Genomic DNA, 21,309 nt, shown 5'->3' with positions numbered 1-21,309 from the left:
CAGAAAGCTGTTCAGGGAAACAACAACCAAGGAATGAAAACATGGCGCCGAACTATACCAGAACTGTCCTGATGACCGCCCTTCTGGCGCTGCCGCCCGCCGCCGCAGCGCCCGCATTCGCGCAGGAGGCAAAACCGCGCGAGCCGGTAATTTCGGTGACCGGCGACGGCGAATCGTCCATCGCTCCCGATACGGCCGTCGTCAATCTCGCCGTCGTCAAACAGGCGAAAACCGCCCGCGAAGCGCTCGATGAGAACAACAAGGCGATGAACGACGTGCTTGCCGCGCTGAAGAGCGGCGGCATCGCCGAGCGCGACCTGCAGACCTCGGGCTTTTCCATCCAGCCGCAATACAACTATCCGCAGCCGGTCGACGGCCAACAGCAGCAGCCGCAGCTGATCGGCTACCAGACCATCAATTCGATCACCATCCGCCTGCGCGACCTCGCCAAGCTCGGCGCGGTGATCGACCAGTCCGTCAGCCTCGGCATCAACCAGGGCGGCGATATCCAGTTTACCAACGACAAGCCGGACGCCGTCATCGACGAGGCACGCAAGGATGCTGTCGCCAGTGCCGTCAAGAAGGCGAAGACGCTGAGTGAAGCCGCCGGCGTCAAGCTCGGCCGCATTCTCGAGATCAACGAGAATATGCCGCGCGCGATGCCGCAGCCGGTCTATCGCGCCACGATGATGAAGGAAGCCTCCGACGCTGCCGTTCCCGTCCAGGGCGGCGAGAACAACTACAATGTCAGCGTCACCGTGACCTTCGCCATCGAGCAGTAAAATGAAAGCCGCGCATCTTTTCAGATGCGCGGCCACCGAACTGCTGACAGTGTCTACCGACTTCCTGCGGATTGAGACACAAACAGAGTTCAGTGTCGCGACATCTTGGCTCTGGAAATCGGCGAGACCAGCCTCTCATCCGGCTGCCGCCACCTTCTCCCCGCTCGCGGGGCGAAGGGACCCCGCCGCGACCTATCCGTTCCCCACCAGCCCCTCGCAGGGCACGTCCCCTCTCCCCGTTTTACGGGGAGAGGGTTAGGGTGAGGGGCAGCCCTTGGCGCGAACCAGACGGGCGTGGACAGGGCCGAGGATGACGCCGGGGAAAGAGCGAGGTTGTCATAAAACTGAACGCCGCGCGTCTTTCCAGACGCGCGGCGCTGTAAAAAGGACTTTCACAAAAAGAAAACCGCCCTTGCCGATCCGGGGAGACTGGCAAAGGCGGTTGTGGCCGCTGCATCGGGGAGACGAGGCGGCATTCTACTTTGATATCAGCGGCGCAGAGCGGGGCAGCCGCGGACATTGGCGAAGCTCATCTCATCGGGGCCGCGACGCGTCCAACCCTGGACGATCACCCGGCGTGGCGTGATGTCGACGACCCGGGCGCGACGAAAGCCGTAATCCCGGGCGAGGTTTTCGGCGAGCTGCGGATTGCAGCCGCGCGACGGGCGGCCGTAGCCCGGAGGTGGACGATCAAAACCCGGCGGCGGACGGCGGTAATCCTGCGGCGGACCACGGTCCGGCTCGCCGATAATGATATTCAACTGGGCGGCGGCCGGGGCCACCGTGCCGGCCAGGGTGCCGGCTGTCAGCATGACGGCAAGACCCGCCTTTGCCAGAAACTGCATCATCAAAAACCTTTTCGTTTGAAAGTCGGGCGGTCGAGCCGCCCTCCCCATTGGTCCGCATTACGCCGAAGCGTCATTTGGGAATCAGTCATACAGGTGAGAGAAGAGACGGCTGAAAGTGTCAGCGTCAAGGCAGAAACGGACCGGAAGCGCCGCAGCGGCGCCTCCGGCCGTTGTCCTCAGCGCCGGATCAGCGGGCAGCCGCGGACATTCGCGAAGATGATCCTGTCCCAGCCGCGCCGGTCGCGCCCGGCTACGACAACGACCCGGGGCGACATGCGGGTGATATGGGCTCTGCGCAGACCGAAATCACGCGCCTTGTTCACCGCATGGATCGGCGAGCAGCCGCGGATCGGACGATGATATTGCGCCTCGACGACGAAGTTCGTCTGGGGCCCGGCGGCCGCCGCTGTCGAAACCGTGGCCGGCATGGAGCAGAGGGCGAGCAATGCGGCCAGCGAGGCCTTGGCCAGGAAATGCGTCATGGAGTGTCTCCGTCGGTTTGATAGGCTCTCCCTTCAGGGATTGTCTCGACAGTAAACGCTGCAAACTGAACGGTGTTCGAACCACCCATTCAGTTTTCATTCACAAGGATTAACTCTCTCACGGGCTGAGATGCAGGACGATTTCGCGCCGGTGCGGGCGGTCGCGATGTTCGAAAAGATAAAGGCCCTGCCATGTGCCGAGCATCAGCCGCCCTTCCGCAACGGGAATGCCCGTCGAGACCTGGGTCAGCGCCGCCTTGATATGCGCCGGCATGTCGTCTGGCCCCTCGGCCCTATGCACGACCCAGCCCAAGGCAGGGCTGCCTGGGGCATCAGAGCTTGAGCAGCGTCTCGAAGCCGCCATAGATCATCCGCTTGCCGTCAAACGGCATCTGCCACTGGTCGCCCTTGAGCCTCGGATCGGCCATCACCTTGATTGATATCGTCGCGCTCCTGGCGCGAGCCGTAGACGATCCAGGAAAACACCACCACCTCATCCTCCTTCGCCTGCACGGCGCGGGGAAAGGAGGTCAGCTCGCCATAGGGCACGTCGTCGCCGAGACATTCGACATATTCGAGCGCGCCATATTCCTTCCAGATCGAGCCGGCGAAGGTCGAGAATTCCTTGTAGGCCTCGATATTCGCCTTCGGAACCGCCACGATGAAACCATCGACATAGGACATCTCGCTCCTCCTTTGCGTGTCTGCGCCCGGTTATCACGGAAGAGATAGGAGACTTGCCAAGCGGGTCCAGTTCGCTGCCGAGCGGTTAGCCGCGCCCTTGTCAGCCTCCTGGCATTCAGGGCCCGTTGACCAGCTTGAGGATGAGCTGCTGGATATTGCCGCCGTCACCCATTTCGATCTTGTCGAAGTCACGGCCGCGCTGGCGCTGTCTCTGGGAGATCTCGCCGAGCCGCCGGGTCAGCTCGATCCTGATCTTCTTGCAATCGGGATCGTCGGCAATGGTGAGGCCGACGCTCGTCGTCTCGATCTCATTGACCATCTCCTTGATGGTCTCGCCATGCACCCGCTCATGCGCCTGCACGCCTGATATGAAGGCCTCCCAGCTGCTCTTCACGGCGGCTGGCAGCGCAGCAGATGGTTTCGGCAGCGTATAGGTGATGATGAGCTTCGGCCGGTTGGTCACGATAACGCAGGCATTTCCCTGCGCTTCGTATTTCCTGGTCCAGGTCAGCTTGAATGTCGTATGCGCGATTGCCCGGCCGAAGCCGCCCGCCTCCGGCCCACGCTCGCCGATCGATGCATAGAGCCCGGCCCCCGACGTGCCTGATATCGAATAGGGCCGCACCTCTTCGACCGCCTGCCACTCGGCCAGCGCCACGGCCGGCACGGAGATGAAAAACGCCGCAAGCACATAGGATAGAAAATTTGTCGTCACGGACGGCTCCGCCGAATGTTGTTTGGGGACGAACCTAACGGGAGCACTCGCCGCTTTCAACGCGTCATGCATCCGCTAGCCCTGCAACGTCTTGACCTTGGTGAGATCCGGGAAGAGCCGCATCCACAGGAGCACGACGACAATCGTACCGAGCCCGCCGACAACGCCGGTGGCGACCGGCCCGAGGGCTGCCGCCATCATGCCGGATTCGAATTCGCCGAGCTGGTTGGAGGTACCGATGAACAGCGAGTTGACGGCACTGACTCGGCCGCGCATCTCGTCCGGCGTCAGCAGCTGCACCAGCGAGCTGCGCACGACGACGCTTACCGTGTCGGACGCGCCGACGACGAACAGCGCTACGACGGAAAGTGCAATATTGGTCGAAAGCGAGAAGACGATGGTGGCGACGCCGAACACGGCGACGGCGGCAAGCATCTTGCGCCCGACATTGCTTTCGAGCGGCCGGCGCGCAAGCACGATCGACATCACGAGCGCGCCGATCGCCGGCGCGGCGCGCAAAAGGCCGAGCCCCCAGGGGCCGGCTTGCAGGATATCGCGGGCAAACATTGGCAGCAGCGCGGTCGCGCCGCCCAGCAGCACCGCGAAGAGATCGAGCGAAATCGTGCCGAGCATCACCGGCCGGCTGCGGATGAAGGAGACGCCGGCAAAGACCGAAGCGAGCGTCACCGGCTCGCGCCTAGCAGGGCTCCATTGCATCCGGATGGAGATGACGTTGAAACTCGCAACGGCAAAAAGCAGCGCGGCAATTGCAAAGGGCGCGACGGGATGGAGGCCGTAAAGCAGGCCGCCGAGCGAGGGGCCGATGATCAGCGCCGTCTGCATCATCGAGGTCGAGGTTGCAACCGCCTTCTGCAGCATTGAGGCCGGCACGATGTTCGGCAACAGCGCCGCCATGGTCGGGCGCTCGAAGGCAACGACGGCGCCGAGCACCGTGACGGCGGCGAGGATGCCGGCCGGCGTCAGCCATTGCTGCCAGGTAGCGATCGCCAGCACCAGCGCCGTCACCGCCTCGATCAATTGGCAGACAAGCCCGATGCGCCGCCGGTCCAACCGGTCGGCGACATGGCCGACGACGAAGGTCAGCACCACCATCGGCAGGAACTGGCAGAGGCCGACGAGGCCGAGCGCAAAGGCGCTGTGCGTCTGGTCGTAGATCATCCATCCCATGGCGATGCCAATGGACTGGAAGGAGAGCGAGGAAAAAACGCGGGAGGCAGCGAAATTCAGATAGCCGGGGTGGCGAAGAACGCTCCCCGGTCCTTGGGATATATCCATTGCGATGTCACCGGCCGGCTACGGTCGCGCCAGCCTTTATAAGGAGTTTAGGAAGGTCGGAGCGGTGTTCTGCCCGAATGGGCGATTTGTCAATCGCAAGGCGCAGCCGCCGCCGGTTTGTACTGGTCTCACCTCGTCAGCATATCAATTATCAATGATCGCTTATATCGGATATCGATTTCCGATATGACAGCCGCATGCCCTAATCTCCTCTTGTCATAAACAAAGAGGCTCTCGATGACCTTTGATACAACCGCAAGCGCACTGACTGCAGGTCAGCATGCAACGCTTGAAACCTTCTACGGCGCATTCACCCGCAAGAACCCCGATCTTCTCGACGAAGCCGTCACATCGGGCTGGCAGGATATTCCGCTCGCCCCCGGCCAGGGTCCCGGCCCAGCTGGGCTGAAGCCGATCATCCTCGGCTTCATCGAATCCCTGCCGGATGTGGAGATCGTTGTCGACGAAGTGATCGGTTTCAACGATCGCGCCGGCGTTCGCGCCCGTATTGTCGGCACCCAGCGCGGCGCGCTCTTCGGCATTCCGGCCACGAACCGCCGGATCGAGATCGCGCTCCATGAATTCCACCGCTTCGAAGGCGACAGGATCTCCCATACCTGGCACCTCGAGGACTGGTTCGGCATGCTGCACCAACTCGGCGCTTGGCTGCCGAAGGCGGTGTCCCTGCATCCGGAGAGCGCGTGATGAAGGCCGCCCGTATCTATGCCCACGGTGTAATCGACGATATCCGGATCGAGGATGTGCCGGAGCCGGTACCCGGCCTCGACGAGGTGCTCATCCGCGTCGAGGCAGCCGCCCTCAATCCAATGGATAACAAGCTGCTTGCCGGATATCTGAAGGACTTCTTCCCCCTCGCCTTCCCCTATACGCTCGGAACCGATCTCGCTGGAACGGTGGTGGCAACAGGTCCGCTCGTCGCCACCGTCAGGCCAGGTGTAAGAGTGATCGCGCGCACAGACCCAACGAGCGGCGGCGCCTTCGCCGAACTGGCGGCCGTGCCCGCCCGACTGGTTGTTCCAATTCCGCGCGATCTGCCGTTCTTAAACTTTGCCGGCCTGCCGACGGCTGCGGCCAGCGCCTGGCAGGCGCTGTTCGAGGCCGGAGCCATCCAGCCCGGCCAATCGGTGCTCATCCATGCCGGCGCTGGTGGCGTCGGCAGCTTCGCCGTTCAGCTCGCAAAGCGTGCCGGCGCGCATGTGACGGCGACAGCCTCTGCGGCCAATCTCGATCTCGTCCGCTCGCTCGGTGCCGACCAGGTGATCGACTATCGCAACCAGGATTTTACTGCCGTCGCTGGGGCCGTCGACCTGGTGATCGACACGGTCGGCGGCGAAACGCTGGAGCGCTCGCTCGGCGTCATCCGCCCCGGCGGCAAGCTCATCGGCCTTTCCGCACCGTTCGACACCGAAGGGCCGAAGGCGCGCGGCATCGATGCGCAGTTTCTCTTTCATGAGAGCGATGCCGGCCGCCTGGCCGCAGTGGCAGCACTCGCCGCAGATCGTCGTCTCCAAAGCGTCATCGGCCAGGAGTTCGCCCTTGCGGACACGGTCGAGGCTTTGCGGTACCTTTCGAAGGGCGGCGCCCGCGGCAAGACCGTGGTGAGACCCTAGAACAGGATGATTTTAGGCCTGTTCGGCCTAAAGTCTGAATCCTGTTCTCAATGAAAGAGTTAGAGCATGATGTCGTCCGAAAACCGCTCACACTTTTCGGCATCATGCTCTAAACGAGGCGGCTGATGCCAAAAGCGGGATCAGCGCAATTCCTCGGATTGATCCTGCTTCGCGGCCGCGACGGAGCGGATCAGTTCGCGGAACCACTGCTGCCCGACATGGGAATCGTTGCGGCGATGCCATGACAGCGCAAAGGAGACCGGCAGCAGTTCGATCGGCGGCTTGTGGATCGACAGCCGGGCGCGGCTGTCCGAGACCTCGACGACGCCGCGCATCAGCGTGGCGACGAGATCGGTCTCGGCGACGATCGCCGGCGCCGCATACATTTGCGGCAACGTCAGGCCGAGCCTGCGGCGCAGACCGAATTCCGAAAGCTTCCGGTCGACATGGCCATAACGATCGCCTTCCGGTGATACGAGCAGGTGGTCGAGAGCGACGAAGGTTTCGAGATCAAGACCTCTTGCCGCGGCGATGATCGGCGCGGACGATCGAAACGAAGCTCTCCTCGAAAAGCAGCCGGGAAAGGATGCGTGGCGACGAGGAGACCGGCACGCCGACCGCCGCATCCACCTCGCCGGCGTCGAGCATCTCCACCGCCCTTTCCCGGGCAACGAAACCCTTGACGTCGACGCTGATTTTCGGCGCGGCCTGCCTGATCGCCGCCAGCAGTTTCGGCAGAAGCACGAAGGCTGGATGTTCGGAAAGACCGAGCCGGAACGAAGCCGATGACGACCGCGGATCGAAGACGCCACTGAAAGCCAGCGCCTCTTGCGCATGCCGCAGAGATTTTCCGATCGGCTCGGCCAGATCGAGCGCCCGCGGTGTCGGCTCCAATCCGCTCGGGCTGCGCACGAAGAGCTCATCCTGAAAAAGCTGCCGTAACCTGGCAAGTGCTGCACTCATTGCCGGCTGGGTGCGGCCGATGCGGGCGCCAGCCCGGGTGACGCTGCGCTCCGCCATGATCGCGTCGAAGGCGACGAGGAGGTTGAGATCGACCGCTTGAAGACTATTCATGATGTGGATGATGCCCGTCAACTACTATAGACTGGCAGCATGTTGAAAACCCTCTTTATGTGCAAGAGCCGTTGACGTTTAGCGCGGCTCCCTGGAGATGCTGAGATAGCCGGGATCGAATTCGGCGATCTCCTGCAGGCGTTCCCAGTCGACGATGGTAATCGTTCGGTACTCCCAGGTGAACACGCCCTCGCGCCTTAGGGCCTGCAATGTCTTGTTCAGGTGGACGACGGAGACGCCGAGCACGTCGGCCATCTCGATCTGCGTCAAAGGAAACTGGAAGCTTGGGCCGCGCGTCCGCTTCACCACCTGCAGCCGCACGAAGAGCTCGCAGACGAGATGGGCGATATGGGCGCGCTTGGAGCGCCGGCCCATGGCGACGATCCACTCGCGGTGGATGGCGCCATCGACCAGCGTGTCGAGCCAGAGCAGCCGGGTCAGATGCGGCATGCTTTCGGTGATCGCCCTGAGGTCGGCGTGATCGGCGAAAGCGACGCGACAGGACGACATCGCAACGACGCCATGATCCATCTTCTTGATTGGGAAAGCGTGCAGATCGACAAAATCGCCAGCGACGTGCAGCGCGGTGATCTGACGACTGCCATCGGCCATCACCCTGTAGCGGGCCGCAAAACCATCGAGCAGCAGCGTGCTGTAGGTCGGACGGCTTCCTTCGGAGACGAGATCCTCTCCGGCAAGGAAGTGCCTCTCCTTGACGATGATCGCTCTGAGATGACTTTCCTCCTCAGCCGACAACACATCGCGACTTGCAAGGTTCAGCAGCAGCGGCTCGATCACGGGCTTGTCTGCCGATGTAGGAAAAGTCTCCCGATCATTTCGATGCGACCCATATTTTCTTTAAGAATCAATGCCTAACCTCGGAACAATTGTCTTCTCTGTGATTTCTCCCTGTGACGCGCAGGAAGAAACATGGCTCGCTACTATTTCGATCTACACAACGGCGAAGGTCCCACGCGCGACGAGCACGGCACCGAGCTCAAATCTCGCGAAGACATTCCGAAAGAAGTGACCCGCATCCTGCTGGATGTGGCCCGTGACGAACTGCCGGCGGGCGATCGCATGACCATCGCCGTCACCGTTCGCGACGAAAGCGGCGAGCCGGTCACGGTTGCCAGTCTCGTCTTCAGCAATGAATGGCTCGACGTCTTACGATAGCGGCGGCCGTTCAAAGGTTGCCGCCGATTACACATACGCACCAATCCGACTCGGTCGATTAGCGCGACGCTAAGTCCCGCCTTCACCGCGGGCAATTAAATTTGACATAGTTTCCGAATGCTTTGGTCTGGATCGAGGGGGATCACAGCCCAGCAAACCGATCACGGCTACTTCGGAATTTCTTCGAGAATCAGTCGTATTTCCGCAAGCGGCGTACGGCTTTCATCGAAGAGTTCCACCGACATCATGTTCAGAGGTGCAGCAGGCAGGCCTTCGGCGGCCATCTCAGCCAACACGCGCCGTGCCTCCGCTTTCGCGGCTTCGATGGATTCAAAATCATAGGCCGTCTCGGTCGTCCCGGCGCCATCACGATCGAAAAGTTGAAAGTAGAATTTCGGCACGACGCACCCCCGCTAAATGAGCCTAACGGGCTGGCAGCACACAAGTTCCGCCGAAACGGGTTTCCGTGTCATGCGTATCGTCAGAAGGCGCCGGCTTCCGGAGAGGCCATCTCCTCGATGCCATCGACACGGTCGGGATAGAAGGCGAGATGGTCCTTGATGCTGCTGACCGCGGCATTCGGCGCCTCATAGGTCCAGACGGCATTCTTCGAGCGCTCGCCGCCCGGAATGATGCTGTAATAGGAGGCGTCGCCCTTATAAGGGCAATGGCTGCTGTGGTCGGTGCGTTGAAGCAGCGACATGTCCACATCCCTGCGCGGAATATACTGCACCGGCGGATAGGAGGCCTCGCGCAGCGTCAGCGCATTGCGGGTATCGGCAATCGTCTTGCCACCGAGCATGACGACGACACGGGAGGGATTGTGCTCGACGGTGATCGGATGATCCGGCCCCGGAATCTTGATCGACTTATCTGACATCGGGTTCGTCTCCAGAAGCTATCGATCGCATAGAGATAGGGCGGGCATGCGGCCGGCCCAAGGCCCCGAACGCAGCTATCCCTGAAACGCTGCGTCCTTAGAATTCGAAACGCGGCGATACCGGACTTAGCATCGCCGTTTTCGGCGTCGCCGGCCAGTGCCGTGCAAGCGCATCCGCAACTGTTTCGACCAGCCTGGCGATGTCATCGCCGGTCGAGGCGTGCAGGGCCTCGGCAACGATCAGCACCGAGCGCGTGGTCTCCCGCACCGCCGAAAACCCACTCTGCCGGTTCGTCCAGCGCCGCGCATGCGCGTTCTCCCCGCCATCTGCGAAGATCACTTCGTTCGGCTCCGGATGTTCGCTCTCGCCGGCGAAGGTGAGATAGGTCTCGTCACCTTTGGCTCGCCGGACTTCGAGATCGCCAACGATCTTTTCAGTGTCGAAGACGGCGATCGGAATGGCAAAGGCGAGCGAAATCGCATTGCAGAGATCGATGAGCGGATGCAGGCGCGGCGGCGCATGTTCGTGACGGAAGCGACGCAGCAGCGCCTCGGAAGCGCAGCGGTATTGCGTCGGCTTCAGCCCCATACGGGAAAAGCCGCGCCGCCAGGCCTGGATTTCGGGGAATTCGCCTTCCTGCGCTCGCGTCAGCCGGGCCTCGGCGATCGCGTTGAAGTCTGCGATCGCCGCCTCGACATCGGCATTCGCATGGATCCCTCCCACATGCAGCACACCGGCGCGGAGCTCCGGAAAGGCCTGCCATATGGCATCGGAATGGCTGAACTGCATCACCTATCTCCCCTGGCAAGCTTCATTCTACGGCTCCCGGCAAAGGCAAGCCCGAGCACGGCCGCAAGCACACAGGCAATGCCGGCGATCTGGTTGAGCCCGACCGGCTCGCCAAGAATGATGAACGCAAACATGACGGCGGAAATCGGCGCCAGCGCGGTGAAGAGCGCGGCCTCCGTGCCACTCACCCTTTCTGCCCCCGCATACCACAGCAGAAATCCGCCGACGGTCGGCACCAGCGCATAATATACGACGGCGGCGACAGCGCTTGCGGAAATACCATGTGCGAAAGGCACTTCGAACATGGCCGGGATGGCGGCGACGATAAAACCGATGCCGGCCATCAGCGTCGACTGCGCAAGCGGCGCTATCTCCGTCTTCAATCTTTTGTTCAGCAGGATGAATAGCCCTTCGCAGACGACGGCCAGGAAGATCAGCGCATTGCCGGCCAATGATCCGCCTGCCGCATCCGGCGTGGAGGCGATCGACAGCACGCCTGATGTCGCAAGCGACACCGCGAGAAGCAGGGCGCGCTGCGGGCGTTCGCGAAGCAGCAGGATGGAGATTGCGGCCGAAACCACTGGCAGCGTGCCGATGATGACGCCGGCATCGGCCGCCGAGGTCAGGCTGAGGCCGGAGATCAGCAGTGTCGTATAACCGACGCTGCCCGCCCCGGCCTGGATGATGAGGATGAGCCGGTCATGTCGGGAAAACCTCGGCAGCCGCGCGCCGGTCGCCCACATCAGCAGGAGTAAGACCGGAAAGGCGATGGCAAAGCGCAACGCGGTGGCGCTGAACGGCGGCAGACCCGACGCGATCAGCTTGCTGGCGATCACCGTGCTTCCGACAGTCAGCATCGCCAGCGCCAGATAGACATAACCTTGAACCTGCCTCGACATTCAGCGCCTCCTGTTGGATGCGCCGAGAAAACAGCAGGATTAGATCAGGGTCTTGAACGAAATTGCAGGTGCAAAGTAGGCGCTCAGAGAAAGGCGCCGGCATAGAGGCGCGGCGACAGGCCGTATTTGCGCACGAAGACGCGCGTCATGTGGCTCTGATCGGCAAAGCCGCTGGCAAAGGCCGCTTCCGCGAGCGGCATGCCCTGAGCGATCAGCCGGCGAGCGATGTGGATGCGGGCCTGGACGAGATAGGCATGCGGCGTCAATCCGGTCGCCTTGGCAAAACCGCGCAGCACCTGGAAACGGCTGAGCCCGCTTTCCCTGGAGAGATCGGCGAGGGAGACGGCGGCAAGCGGATCGTCATCGATCAGATCTCGGGCCGCACGGATCGACGCCGGCACCGGTGGTCGCTCTTCGGCATCACAGCGCTCCCGCATGACATCGGCGACGAGTTGCAGAATCAGTTCCTCGCGAAGCAGCCGATCCGCCGCTCGGCCGCGGGTCACCGCGTCAAACAGCGTCTCGAAACGGGCGGCGATCGCCGCATTGCGGATGACCGGATGCGGGATTTCCGATCGCCTCCCCCCGCCTTCGCTGATCTCTTGCGACAGGCCGCCGACGATGCCGCGATCGAAATAGAGGATGCGCCACGACCGCACCTCGCCGATCGGGGCGCCATCATGCACCTCGTTCGGATTGACCGTGATGATGTCGCCGGCCTCAGCCTCCACCATGCCGCGGCCGCTAAGCGACGACTGCGCCCCGGCGGAAATCAGGCCGATGCCGAACTGCTTATGCGTATGCCGCGGAAAGCTGTGATGCGTTTCCGCCTCCACCGCTTCGACGCCTGATAGCGCCGAGCGCAACATCCTGAACTGGTTTTTCGCCATCATCTGTCCGCAGGTTCGATCCCGGCCACTCTGCCAGCCGCCGTGAGATGACGCAATCATGGGGCCAGACTGGCTGCCTAGAAGAATTCGTCGAGCAGCTGATAATAATCAAGTCTCGCCAGATCCGTGGCCGGCATGCCGTAGCGATCGAGGAAGGGCTGCACCAGCGCCTCGCCGAAATTATAGGCGACGCTGCGGCAGGCGAGTGCAATATCCTGATAGCGGTCAGCGACGCCGAGACGACTGCAGTCGATATAGCCGGAGAACCCGTCTTCCGAAGCGATGAAATTCGGCAGGCAGGCATCACCATGGGTAACGACGAGATCCTCGCGGTCCGGCCTCCCGCTTTGGAGTTCGGCAAACAGAGCTTCGGCACTCTTTCCAAGCCGCGTCTCATCGAAATCGGTCTCGTCGACTATGCCGGCCTGCATCCGTGCTTTCGCCGCCGCGATACGCGTCTCCAGCCGATGGTCGAAGGAGCAGGATGCGATCGGCAGGCGATGCAGGTCAAGAAGTGCTGCAGCCAGTAGCTCGACCCGCGCAAGCCGCGTCAGCACAGATGCACTGGCGAGGTCACTCCCGGACAGCGCGCTGATCAGCAACCGGTTGTGCACACCGTCGCTGTCCTCTTCGATGATATCGGGACATGGCAGACCGCAAGCCTTGAGCCAGCGAAGCCTGGCTGCCTCGTCGGCGAGTTCGCCGAAATCGCCAGCCTCTTCGACCTTCAGATAAAGCGTCGACAACCCGAGAGCTTCCAGCCGGAAGACGCGCGCGGCGGAACGGCCGAGCGCATCGCGTTCGAACCGGTAGCCGGCCAGACGGGCATCAAGCGCGCCCGCTGATGGTGGTTGATCCTCTTGGAAAATCGACATGATATCTAGGCCATTGATGCTGGCGCATTGTCCCGACAAGGCGGGGCACCGCAAGCGGCGCGATCGGTCAGCACACATTGGCAGACTGAGCGAGCCTTCTTCGACCTCAATGAACGGTTTCGGTGGGCGCGGCTTCGAGAAGGATTTCGAAAGCCTCTTCCAGAGCAGCCACCAAAATATCGGTCAGCTCATCGCCTTTGTTTTCCAGGAACACCGCACTCACGGCTTCGTCCTGTCGCTCAAAAAAACGCTCGATCTCATTCGACATATCATCTGTCCTCTTCTTCACCGGAATCATCACGGCCATGGGGAGAGGCTAGGTGCGGTTCCTTGCGCGTGGCTTGTTCCCGAATGATAGGCAATCCAGGATTGCTAGGACTATTCACGAATTTCATATTTCGCATACTGACTGCGGGGGATCAATCCGCCAACTTCGTGGGCAAACGACACGACTTTCGTCGCGTCCTCATTCACCTCGCAGCGGAAACGAACCTGGTACCAGCCCTTGACTGTGCCAAAGGCGGCATCTCTCACATCAAGGATGGTACCGGTTCGCAATCCAAAACTAGGCAATGCGGATGGGAAATAACGCGGCGAACCGTGAACGAGTTGGCCCTGAAGCTCGGTGGCGCAAAGCGTGGCCACTCGCTCTTTGCGCGGAAGACCGCTGACCGCAGTTTGCGCAAACAAACTGCCATCTTCCGTCCGTGAAAACAGAGTTTTTGCCTTGGGCAGATCATCTTTAGCTATCACTTTCGGTTTCTCAGCGGTCTGCTGCTCCGGCGGCTTGGCCCGCTCGATACTTGTATTGGCTTCGCCAGAGACGCCTGTCGGCGGCCCATTACGCTCTGGGGAAACCTCAGTCGTCGCGACCTCAGGAAGCTTCACATCGTCCGGCACCGGCTTTGAAGGAGGCTCCTCAGTTTTTGGTTTTTCTGCAGCAGCCTTTGTCGGCATCTGCGCCGGTTCGGCATCGTGCCGCGGCGGAGTTGTTGCGGGTTTGGTTTCGCCCTGAGGAGAGTTTCCCGCCAACGACTTTTCGGGGCCGCTATTTCTGTCGCCAAACTCGATGACAGGGCTCAGAGTCGGCATAGGCTTCGGCTTGGCTTGCTCGGGAGTCTTGCCGGCCGGTGGTGGCGGTGGTGGAGGCGGCGGAGGCGGAGGTGGTTCCTTCTTGGCCTCTTCCGGCGGCTTCGGCTCCGGTGGTTTTTCCTTGGGCTCCGGTTTCTTGTCCTCCGGCGGCGGAACGAGCTCCACCTTCACGCTCTCGTCTTCAACAGGCTTCGGCTCGATCGTCGGCAGCCCGAAAATCAGAAGAGCAAGGATAGGAATATGCGCAACAACGGACGCGACGACGCCCCAGCGGATTTCAGGCCGCTGCTTTCCCGTTTCGTGCTGCGTTTCCGCCGGTTCTACGTCTTCTTCTGTCACAGCAGCGATGTGGCCTCTAAAGCCGGCAGCATCAAGCCACAAAAGAAAAAAACCGCGTGATCGCAGCAGCGATGAGGGCTATTGGTCGGCCGCTCCATCGTCGGCCACCAGATTGTGCTCCTGCCATTCATCTTGCGGAATGGCATCGCCGACGAGGAAGGCGAAGGACACGACCTTGCCGGAGACGGCATCAAGCTCACATTTGAATTTGATGTTGTACCACTTCCGTTTGCTACGGAAGGCGCCGCCATTCACCTCGACATTGTTGCCGCTGACCTGCTCCGCCGCCATCGCATAGGGCGCAAGCGCATCCGGCGCCATGGCCGGCTGCGCCCGGCGCACCTGCTCCAGCGCCTCGAGATCACAGAGCTGCAGATTGCGCTCGCCGCCGGCAAGGCCACGCAGTGCCTCGCGGGCGCGGCGACTGCGCGGATCGGCAAGGACCTTGTCGGAAAACAGCTGCCTTGCCTCGACGAATTCCGCCGGCTTTGGCGTCGGCGGAGTAATCGGTGCCACAGTAGGCATTGCCGCAGCAGGCGGATTATTCGAAATGGGCGCAGCCGCCTCGGCTTCAGGCTCTGCGGCCTCAGGCTTGGCCTGTTCCGGCGAAGGCGCCTTGGTTGGCTCGGGCATGTTCAGCGATTCCATAGCCTGCGGGACGATCTCCACTGAGAGGCCGTCATCCGGCGATGGCAGCGGCGGCTCGGCCTTCGGCAACAGCAGCAGCAGGAGCAGGATCGCGATGGCATGCAGCGCGAACGACGCCGCAGCGCCCCGCTGGATCCCGTCATCCCATTTGCCCGCCGCCAGTTCCATCGGTCAGGAAGCGGCTGTCGGACGATCGATGACGATCATGAAACTGAGGAGCGCTTTCATCATGAGCTTGCCGAAAAGTCGGGCCGGAGCCTGCCGCGGAAATTAAAGCACGCCGCAACACTGCCAGCGCAGCGAGTGCTCCGCAACATCTAAGATCGACGATCGCCGGCCCTAGAGCCTTTCCGGGTTAGATTGAAGCATTCTGCCGGAGCAGGTTTTCGTCAGGGCAGAGGCGATTGGCGACGAGCATACCCCAAGGTACGTCCGAGCCGATCGCCTCTGATCCTGGCGGAAAGATGCCCGGCCCTTCGGGTTGGCTGAAACGGGCCGGCTGATCGACCGGCCGGCTTGGCCGTAGAGCTTGGCTACGACGCGCGCCGGCCGGTCGATCATCCGACTCCGTTTGAGCCAACAGAATGCTGCAATCTAACCCGGAAAGGCTCTAGCTACCCGAGCGAGCCGATGAGATCCCGGTAGGCGGCCTCCGGGAACGCCTTCAGCGTCTCCGTGCGGACATTGCCGCCCATCGCCAGCGAGAGGGTAAAATGCGCCATGACTGCGTCATCGGGCGCCTCGCAGACGGCGACCATGTCGTGCCCGCCCATCGTCAGAAAGAACTGGTTGAAGGAGCCGCCGACGCCGGCGAGCAACTTCTTCGCCGCATCGAGCCGTTTTGCCGAGTCGCGGACATTGCGGATGCCCTGATCCGTCCAATTGATCAAAAGAATGTAAGTGGTCATGTCGCACCTCCCAGAGCATGCTGCCGAAAAGTGTCAGCCGTTTTCGGACGACGTCATGCTCTATTTCTTTGATGTGGATCCGAATTCAGATTTCAGGCCTGTCGGGGCTGAAACTATCCGGATCTAGCGGAGGATTCGTTCACACAGGCACACGTCAGCCCTCGCTCGCGGGTTGCGATCGATGCCTTCCCCCGTGGCCGGATTATAGGCTTGTCAGCCTGGAGGGACAAGAAAGATGCCGGGATCATTGGTATTAATCACAAAAGGAAAAGCCGGGCGCGAAGCCCGGCTTTTCCAATCAGAACGACGTGGCCGAAGCCTTAGCTGTCGAGGAAACTTCTCAGCTTTCTGGAGCGGCTCGGGTGCTTCAGCTTGCGCAGCGCCTTCGCCTCGATCTGTCGGATACGTTCGCGAGTGACCGAGAACTGCTGACCGACTTCTTCGAGCGTATGGTCGGTGTTCATGCCGATGCCGAAGCGCATGCGCAGAACACGTTCTTCGCGCGGCGTCAGCGAGGCCAGAACGCGGGTGGTCGTCTCGCGCAGGTTCGCCTGGATGGCGGCGTCGATCGGCAGCAGCGCGTTCTTGTCCTCGATGAAATCGCCGAGATGCGAATCCTCTTCGTCACCGACAGGGGTTTCGAGCGAGATCGGCTCCTTGGCGATCTTCAGGACCTTGCGGACCTTTTCGAGCGGCATGGCCAGCTTTTCGGCCAGCTCTTCCGGCGTCGGCTCGCGGCCGATTTCGTGCAGCATCTGGCGCGACGTGCGGACGATCTTGTTGATCGTCTCGATCATGTGCACCGGAATGCGGATCGTGCGGGCCTGGTCGGCGATCGAACGGGTGATCGCCTGACGGATCCACCATGTCGCATAGGTCGAGAACTTGTAACCGCGGCGGTATTCGAACTTGTCGACCGCTTTCATCAGGCCGATATTGCCTTCCTGAATGAGGTCGAGGAACTGCAGGCCGCGGTTCGTGTATTTCTTGGCGATGGAGATGACCAGGCGAAGGTTCGCTTCGACCATTTCCTTCTTGGCGATACGCGCTTCGCGCTCGCCCTTCTGCACCATATGGACGATCCGGCGGAATTCCGAGATCGAGATACCGGTCTCGGTCGCCAGATTCTGGATTTCCTGGCGAATGTCGCGGATCGTCGTGTTTTCGCCCCTGGCGAATTCCTTCCAGCCGCGGGCGGCCAGATTGCCGATCGACTTCATCCAATTCGGATCGAGCTCGGCGCCCTGGTACTGTTCCAGGAAGGAGTCACGCTTGACGCCATAGGATTCGGCCAGACGCAGCAGGCGGCCCTCGTTGGAAACGAGGCGCTTGTTGATGTCGTAGAGCTGCTCGACCAGGGCGTCGATGCGGTTCTGGTTCAAGGACAGAGACTTGACGGCCTTGATGAGCTCATCCTTGAGCTCCTTGTAACGGCGCTCCTGGGCAGTGGACAGCGTGCCGGAAGCCGACAGCCGCTGCTCGACCTGCTGGTCCTGCAGCTTGCGCAGCTTCTTGTAAGTCTCGGCGATCGTATCGAGCGTCTCCATCACCTGCGGGCGAAGCTCGGCCTCCATCGCCGCCAGCGAAAGGTTGGATCCGTCCTCGTCCTCTTCCTCCTCTTCGGGAGGCAGGCCTTCGCCGCCGACATCGGTGATGTCGTCGTCACCGGAGCGGGCGCGACGGGTCTTTTCCTTCTCTTCTGCGAGCTTGCGATCGGCCTCGATCTTCTCCGGGCTCTGGAACTGCGGCGCAGCCTTGGCTTCAGGGCCGGAATAGGTCGTTTCGAGATCGATGATCTCGCGCAGCAACGTCGTGCCTTCGTTGAGCTCGTCGCGCCAGATGATCAGTGCCTGGAAGGTCAGCGGGCTCTCACAGAGGCCCGCGATCATCGTTTCGCGGCCGGCCTCGATACGCTTGGCGATCGCGATTTCGCCCTCGCGGGACAGAAGCTCCACCGAGCCCATCTCGCGCAGGTACATGCGAACCGGATCGTCGGTACGATCGGTCGGTTCTTTCTTCTTGGCGGTCGCCAGCGCCGTGCCGCTCGAAGGCGCGAGTTCGCCGCCTTCGCTCTCCTCCTCGCCGCCGGCGTCGTCGTCATCGCTGCCGCCGGAAGCACCGGCTTCCTCGGCTTCCTCGTCTTCGATGACGTTGATGCCCATGTCGGACAGCATCGACATCGTATCTTCGATCTGCTCGGACGTCACTTCTTCGGACGGCAGGACCGCGTTGAGCTCGTCCATGGTCACATAGCCGCGCTTCTTGGCGGCTTTGATCATCTTCTTGACCGCGTCGTCGGAAAGATCGAGAAGAGGGCCGTCGCTTGCGCCGTCGCGTTCGACTTCCGCGTCTTCGTTCTCTTTGACCTTGGTTGCCATTTATATCGTCGCCTTCCTGACGCTATCCAATCTCGCTACGGTGAACGGGCTGTCTCAGGGCCTGACGCGCCGCACGCGCCGCCCTCGAATCACCTTTGCCCACCTAACGGGATGACATTTAAAGCCTGATTAACCACGATTACCGGCACCGGACAGCAAAGCTTTCTTGCTTTTGGATTTCCGGCCATGGTTGCGCGATCCGCCTTGACCCAGTTCACCATTCAACAAGTCGAACGGTGATTCCCACATTTTTTGTTCTCGTCAAGCTTTTCCAGAAAAAAAGCCCACAAAAATACGGAAAAAGCCTTATCCACAGGCTTTGAACCGCGGCAGCGATTGCGAACCCTTATTTAAGATGCTGCGAACAAAAGACAAGGGCAGCAAGAATTTTGCCCGCCGCGCGGTCTTATACGCAGGATTTTCTGCCGGTTTTGCTGTTGTGCCGGCGGCAAAAACCGTTCGACCCCTCACATCCAGTCCATGACAACCTTGCCGGAGTTGCCCGACCGCATCGCCTCGAAGCCGTCGCGAAAATCGTCGATGCCGATCCGGTGGGTGATGATGGGCGCAAGGTCGAGGCCGCCCTGGACGAAGGCGATCATCTTGTACCAGGTCTCGAACATCTCACGACCGTAGATGCCCTTGAGATTGAGCATCTTGAAGATCACCTTGTTCCAGTCGATCTCGAAGCCCGCCGGCGCGATGCCGAGAATGGCGATCTTGCCGCCATTGTTCATCTTGTCGATCATGTCGCGGAAGGCAGGTGCGGCCCCCGACATTTCGAGCCCGACGTCGAATCCCTCCGTCATGCCGATCGCCTTCATCACGTCGGCGAGGTTTTCCTTCGATGCGTCGACGACATGGTCGATGCCGAGCTTGCGCGCCAACTCCAGCCGGTGGGGATTGATATCGGTGATGACGACCTTGCGGGCGCCGGATCGCTTGGCGACGAGCGCGCCCATGATGCCGATCGGCCCGGCGCCGGTGACGAGCACGTCCTCGCCGACGAGATCGAAGGAAAGCGCGGTGTGCACGGCATTGCCGAACGGATCGAAGATCGCGGCGATCTCGTCGGAAATATCATCCGGGATCGGCACGACATTGCTTTCGGGAATGCAGACGAATTCGCCGAAGGAGCCCGGGCGGTTGACGCCGACGCCGAGCGTGTTGCGGCAGAGATGCCCCCTGCCCGCCCGGCAGTTGCGGCACTTGCCGCAGACGATATGCCCCTCGCCGGAGACCCGCTCGCCGACATGATAGCGGGTGACCGCCGAGCCGATCTCGGCGATCTCGCCGGAGAATTCATGGCCGACCACCATCGGCACGGGAATGGTCTTCTGCGCCCACTGGTCCCAGTTCCAGATATGGACGTCGGTGCCGCAGATCGCCGATTTCTTCACCCGGATCAGCACATCGTTCGGCCCGACCTCAGGCACAGGCACATTCTCCATCCAAAGCCCGACCTCCGGTTTCGCTTTGACCAGCGCCTTCATCATGTTCGACATCGACAATATCCGCCCTTGTTCTGGTGCTCGACTTCGCTACTCCCTCTTCTCCCCGTCGGGGAGAAGGTGCCCGTAGGGCGGATGAGGGGGCGGCACGGCACGCCATATAAACCTTACGTTGTTCCTCGCTTGCCGCTCGAAACGTCGCTTCGCTCCGCCCCCTCATCTGTCCTGACGGACATCTTCTCCCCGCTGGGGAGAAGAGGGAAAGCCTTTCTCAAATCACACCCAGTTCCCGCCCTGCCTCGGCAAAGGCCGCGATTGCCCGCTCCACATCCGCCCGCGAATGCGCCGCCGACATTTGCGTGCGGATGCGGGCGTGGCCTTTCGGCACGACGGGGAAGGAGAAGCCGATCACATAGATCCCCTTCTTCAGCATCAGGCTTGCCATATCCTGGGCGAGCTTGGCATCACCCAGCATGACGGGGATAATCGGATGGCCTTCGCCGGCAAGCGTGAAGCCGAGCTTGGTCATTTCGGTGCGGAACAGATCGGCATTGTCGGAAAGGCGCTTGCGCAAGGCATCGCCATTTTCGATAAGGTCGAAAACCTTGAGCGAGGCGGCGGCGATGACGGGCGCCAGCGTGTTAGAGAACAGATAGGGCCGCGAGCGCTGCCGCAGCCACTCCACAACTTCGGCCTTGGCAGAGGTATAGCCGCCCGAGGCGCCGCCGAGCGCCTTGCCCAGCGTGCCGGTGATAATGTCGATCCGGCCTTCGACGCCGCAATGTTCGGCAGAGCCGCGACCGTTCTTGCCGACGAAACCGACGGCATGGCTGTCATCGACCATGACCATCGCACCGTATTTCTCGGCGAGATCGCAGACACCGCCCAAATTGGCGATGATTCCGTCCATCGAGAAGACGCCGTCGGTGGCAACCAGCTTGAAGCGGCTGCCTTCGGCCTTTTTCAGTTCCTCTTCGAGTGCCGCCACGTCGTTGTTGGCGTAGCGGAAGCGCTTGGCCTTCGAAAGCCTGACGCCGTCGATGATCGAGGCGTGGTTCAGCGCGTCCGAGATGATTGCGTCCTCTTCCGACAGCAGCGTTTCGAAGAGACCGCCATTGGCGTCGAAACAGGAGGAATAGAGGATCGTGTCTTCCATGCCGAGGAAGGAGGAGATGCGCGCCTCGAGCTGCTTATGCTCTTCCTGCGTACCGCAGATGAAACGCACCGAGGCCATGCCGTAGCCGTATCGGTCGAGCGCTTGCTTGCCGGCCTCGGCCAGTTCCTCGTTGTCGGCAAGGCCGAGATAGTTGTTGGCGCAGAAATTCAGCACCCGCTCGCCGGTGGAAATCGCGATCTCGCCCGCCTGCTTGGAGCTGATGACGCGCTCGGATTTGTAGAGGCCGGCATCCTTCAGCGCCGAGATCTCGTTGCTGAGATGGGAGAGAAATTGCGAGGTCATGGACGGCCTTTC

22 protein-coding genes and 3 pseudogenes are annotated in these 21,309 nt (G+C 61.5%); 4 read left to right on the top strand and 21 right to left on the bottom strand.

Annotated features, from left to right (window positions below; genetic code table 11):
• Nucleotides 1-41: 41 nt before the first annotated feature.
• Nucleotides 42-782, top strand: coding sequence for an SIMPL domain-containing protein (locus ACS4RR_RS09840; RefSeq protein ID WP_170276370.1), 741 nt, complete (start codon nt 42-44; stop codon nt 780-782).
• Between the two features lie 488 nt (nt 783-1,270).
• Here ACS4RR_RS09840 and ACS4RR_RS09835 read toward each other — a convergent pair whose 3' ends face one another.
• From ACS4RR_RS09835 to ACS4RR_RS09810, 6 genes and pseudogenes are all read right to left on the bottom strand, one after another.
• Nucleotides 1,271-1,630, bottom strand: a complete 360-nt coding sequence (locus ACS4RR_RS09835) for a hypothetical protein (protein ID WP_017965188.1) — start codon at nt 1,628-1,630, stop codon at nt 1,271-1,273.
• A 176-nt stretch (nt 1,631-1,806) separates the two neighbouring features.
• A complete protein-coding gene (locus tag ACS4RR_RS09830; RefSeq protein WP_162119546.1) occupies nt 1,807-2,112 on the bottom strand; it encodes a hypothetical protein in 306 nt (101 codons plus the stop codon).
• Between the two features lie 118 nt (nt 2,113-2,230).
• A pseudogene (locus tag ACS4RR_RS09825) lies at nt 2,231-2,431 on the bottom strand (YjbQ family protein); the annotation flags it as partial.
• 13 nt (nt 2,432-2,444) lie between these two features.
• Nucleotides 2,445-2,796: pseudogene (locus tag ACS4RR_RS09820) on the bottom strand (DUF1428 domain-containing protein).
• A gap of 115 nt (nt 2,797-2,911) precedes the next feature.
• The gene (locus tag ACS4RR_RS09815) at nt 2,912-3,583 is read right to left on the bottom strand and encodes a DUF922 domain-containing Zn-dependent protease (RefSeq protein WP_456190021.1); all 672 of its coding nucleotides are present in this window, start codon (nt 3,581-3,583) and stop codon (nt 2,912-2,914) included.
• Between the two features lie 3 nt (nt 3,584-3,586).
• Nucleotides 3,587-4,807, bottom strand: a complete 1,221-nt coding sequence (locus tag ACS4RR_RS09810; RefSeq protein WP_170254893.1) for an MFS transporter — start codon at nt 4,805-4,807, stop codon at nt 3,587-3,589.
• Nucleotides 4,808-5,044: 237 nt separating this feature from the next.
• Between ACS4RR_RS09810 and ACS4RR_RS09805 the strand changes: the two genes are divergently transcribed.
• Together ACS4RR_RS09805 and ACS4RR_RS09800 are read left to right on the top strand one after the other, a co-directional pair.
• Complete coding sequence (locus tag ACS4RR_RS09805) at nt 5,045-5,512, top strand: ester cyclase (protein ID WP_260109096.1); 468 nt, start codon at nt 5,045-5,047, stop codon at nt 5,510-5,512.
• Nucleotides 5,512-6,438 carry an NADP-dependent oxidoreductase gene (locus ACS4RR_RS09800; protein ID WP_260109097.1) on the top strand — a complete coding sequence of 309 codons (927 nt, stop codon included), beginning with the start codon at nt 5,512-5,514 and terminating at the stop codon, nt 6,436-6,438. Before ACS4RR_RS09805 ends, ACS4RR_RS09800 begins: the two co-directional genes overlap by 1 nt.
• A gap of 140 nt (nt 6,439-6,578) precedes the next feature.
• Here the strand turns inward: ACS4RR_RS09800 and ACS4RR_RS09795 are convergent.
• Together ACS4RR_RS09795 and ACS4RR_RS09790 are read right to left on the bottom strand one after the other, a co-directional pair.
• Nucleotides 6,579-7,512 (bottom strand): annotated as a pseudogene (locus ACS4RR_RS09795) (LysR family transcriptional regulator).
• Nucleotides 7,513-7,590: 78 nt separating this feature from the next.
• Nucleotides 7,591-8,310 carry a Crp/Fnr family transcriptional regulator gene (locus ACS4RR_RS09790; RefSeq protein WP_260109098.1) on the bottom strand — a complete coding sequence of 240 codons (720 nt, stop codon included), beginning with the start codon at nt 8,308-8,310 and terminating at the stop codon, nt 7,591-7,593.
• A 132-nt stretch (nt 8,311-8,442) separates the two neighbouring features.
• Here ACS4RR_RS09790 and ACS4RR_RS09785 point away from each other — a divergent pair, with 132 nt between their 5' ends.
• Complete coding sequence (locus tag ACS4RR_RS09785; RefSeq protein WP_162119554.1) at nt 8,443-8,688, top strand: DUF6894 family protein; 246 nt, start codon at nt 8,443-8,445, stop codon at nt 8,686-8,688.
• A gap of 167 nt (nt 8,689-8,855) precedes the next feature.
• Here ACS4RR_RS09785 and ACS4RR_RS09780 read toward each other — a convergent pair whose 3' ends face one another.
• The 13 genes from ACS4RR_RS09780 to ACS4RR_RS09720 all read right to left on the bottom strand — a co-directional run bounded on the left by ACS4RR_RS09780 (nt 8,856) and on the right by ACS4RR_RS09720 (nt 21,297).
• The gene (locus ACS4RR_RS09780; RefSeq protein ID WP_162119555.1) at nt 8,856-9,089 is read right to left on the bottom strand and encodes a DUF6894 family protein; all 234 of its coding nucleotides are present in this window, start codon (nt 9,087-9,089) and stop codon (nt 8,856-8,858) included.
• 80 nt (nt 9,090-9,169) lie between these two features.
• On the bottom strand, nt 9,170-9,568 hold the full coding sequence (locus ACS4RR_RS09775; RefSeq protein WP_260109099.1) for a DUF427 domain-containing protein: 399 nt from the start codon (nt 9,566-9,568) through the stop codon (nt 9,170-9,172).
• 97 nt (nt 9,569-9,665) lie between these two features.
• Nucleotides 9,666-10,358, bottom strand: coding sequence for a B3/B4 domain-containing protein (locus ACS4RR_RS09770; RefSeq protein ID WP_260109100.1), 693 nt, complete (start codon nt 10,356-10,358; stop codon nt 9,666-9,668).
• Nucleotides 10,358-11,257 (bottom strand): DMT family transporter, encoded by a 900-nt coding sequence (locus ACS4RR_RS09765; protein ID WP_260109101.1) that lies wholly within the window; start codon nt 11,255-11,257, stop codon nt 10,358-10,360. The genes ACS4RR_RS09770 and ACS4RR_RS09765 overlap by 1 nt, the downstream gene beginning before the upstream one ends.
• An 83-nt stretch (nt 11,258-11,340) precedes the next feature.
• Nucleotides 11,341-12,147, bottom strand: a complete 807-nt coding sequence (locus ACS4RR_RS09760) for an AraC family transcriptional regulator (RefSeq protein WP_260111054.1) — start codon at nt 12,145-12,147, stop codon at nt 11,341-11,343.
• A gap of 77 nt (nt 12,148-12,224) precedes the next feature.
• A complete protein-coding gene (locus tag ACS4RR_RS09755) occupies nt 12,225-13,022 on the bottom strand; it encodes an APH(3') family aminoglycoside O-phosphotransferase (RefSeq protein ID WP_456190020.1) in 798 nt (265 codons plus the stop codon).
• Between the two features lie 106 nt (nt 13,023-13,128).
• Nucleotides 13,129-13,290 carry a hypothetical protein gene (locus ACS4RR_RS09750; protein WP_456190019.1) on the bottom strand — a complete coding sequence of 54 codons (162 nt, stop codon included), beginning with the start codon at nt 13,288-13,290 and terminating at the stop codon, nt 13,129-13,131.
• Between the two features lie 110 nt (nt 13,291-13,400).
• Entirely contained in the window at nt 13,401-14,495 is a 1,095-nt protein-coding gene (locus tag ACS4RR_RS09745) for a DUF930 domain-containing protein (RefSeq protein WP_260111055.1), read from the bottom strand.
• A gap of 36 nt (nt 14,496-14,531) precedes the next feature.
• The gene (locus tag ACS4RR_RS09740; protein WP_456190018.1) at nt 14,532-15,269 is read right to left on the bottom strand and encodes a DUF930 domain-containing protein; all 738 of its coding nucleotides are present in this window, start codon (nt 15,267-15,269) and stop codon (nt 14,532-14,534) included.
• A 446-nt stretch (nt 15,270-15,715) separates the two neighbouring features.
• A complete protein-coding gene (locus tag ACS4RR_RS09735) occupies nt 15,716-16,009 on the bottom strand; it encodes a GYD domain-containing protein (RefSeq protein ID WP_017965212.1) in 294 nt (97 codons plus the stop codon).
• A gap of 320 nt (nt 16,010-16,329) precedes the next feature.
• Nucleotides 16,330-18,387 carry an RNA polymerase sigma factor RpoD gene (gene rpoD / locus ACS4RR_RS09730; RefSeq protein ID WP_456190017.1) on the bottom strand — a complete coding sequence of 686 codons (2,058 nt, stop codon included), beginning with the start codon at nt 18,385-18,387 and terminating at the stop codon, nt 16,330-16,332.
• Nucleotides 18,388-18,854: 467 nt separating this feature from the next.
• Nucleotides 18,855-19,892, bottom strand: a complete 1,038-nt coding sequence (gene tdh / locus ACS4RR_RS09725; RefSeq protein ID WP_011652887.1) for an L-threonine 3-dehydrogenase — start codon at nt 19,890-19,892, stop codon at nt 18,855-18,857.
• Between the two features lie 217 nt (nt 19,893-20,109).
• Nucleotides 20,110-21,297, bottom strand: coding sequence for a glycine C-acetyltransferase (locus ACS4RR_RS09720; RefSeq protein ID WP_260109104.1), 1,188 nt, complete (start codon nt 21,295-21,297; stop codon nt 20,110-20,112).
• Between the last annotated feature and the right edge of the window lie 12 nt (nt 21,298-21,309).

This window comes from Rhizobium zaerense (assembly GCF_051810725.1).
Classification (GTDB): domain Bacteria; phylum Pseudomonadota; class Alphaproteobacteria; order Rhizobiales; family Rhizobiaceae; genus Rhizobium; species Rhizobium leguminosarum_I.
This window is presented reverse-complemented; position numbering and strand designations above follow the sequence as displayed.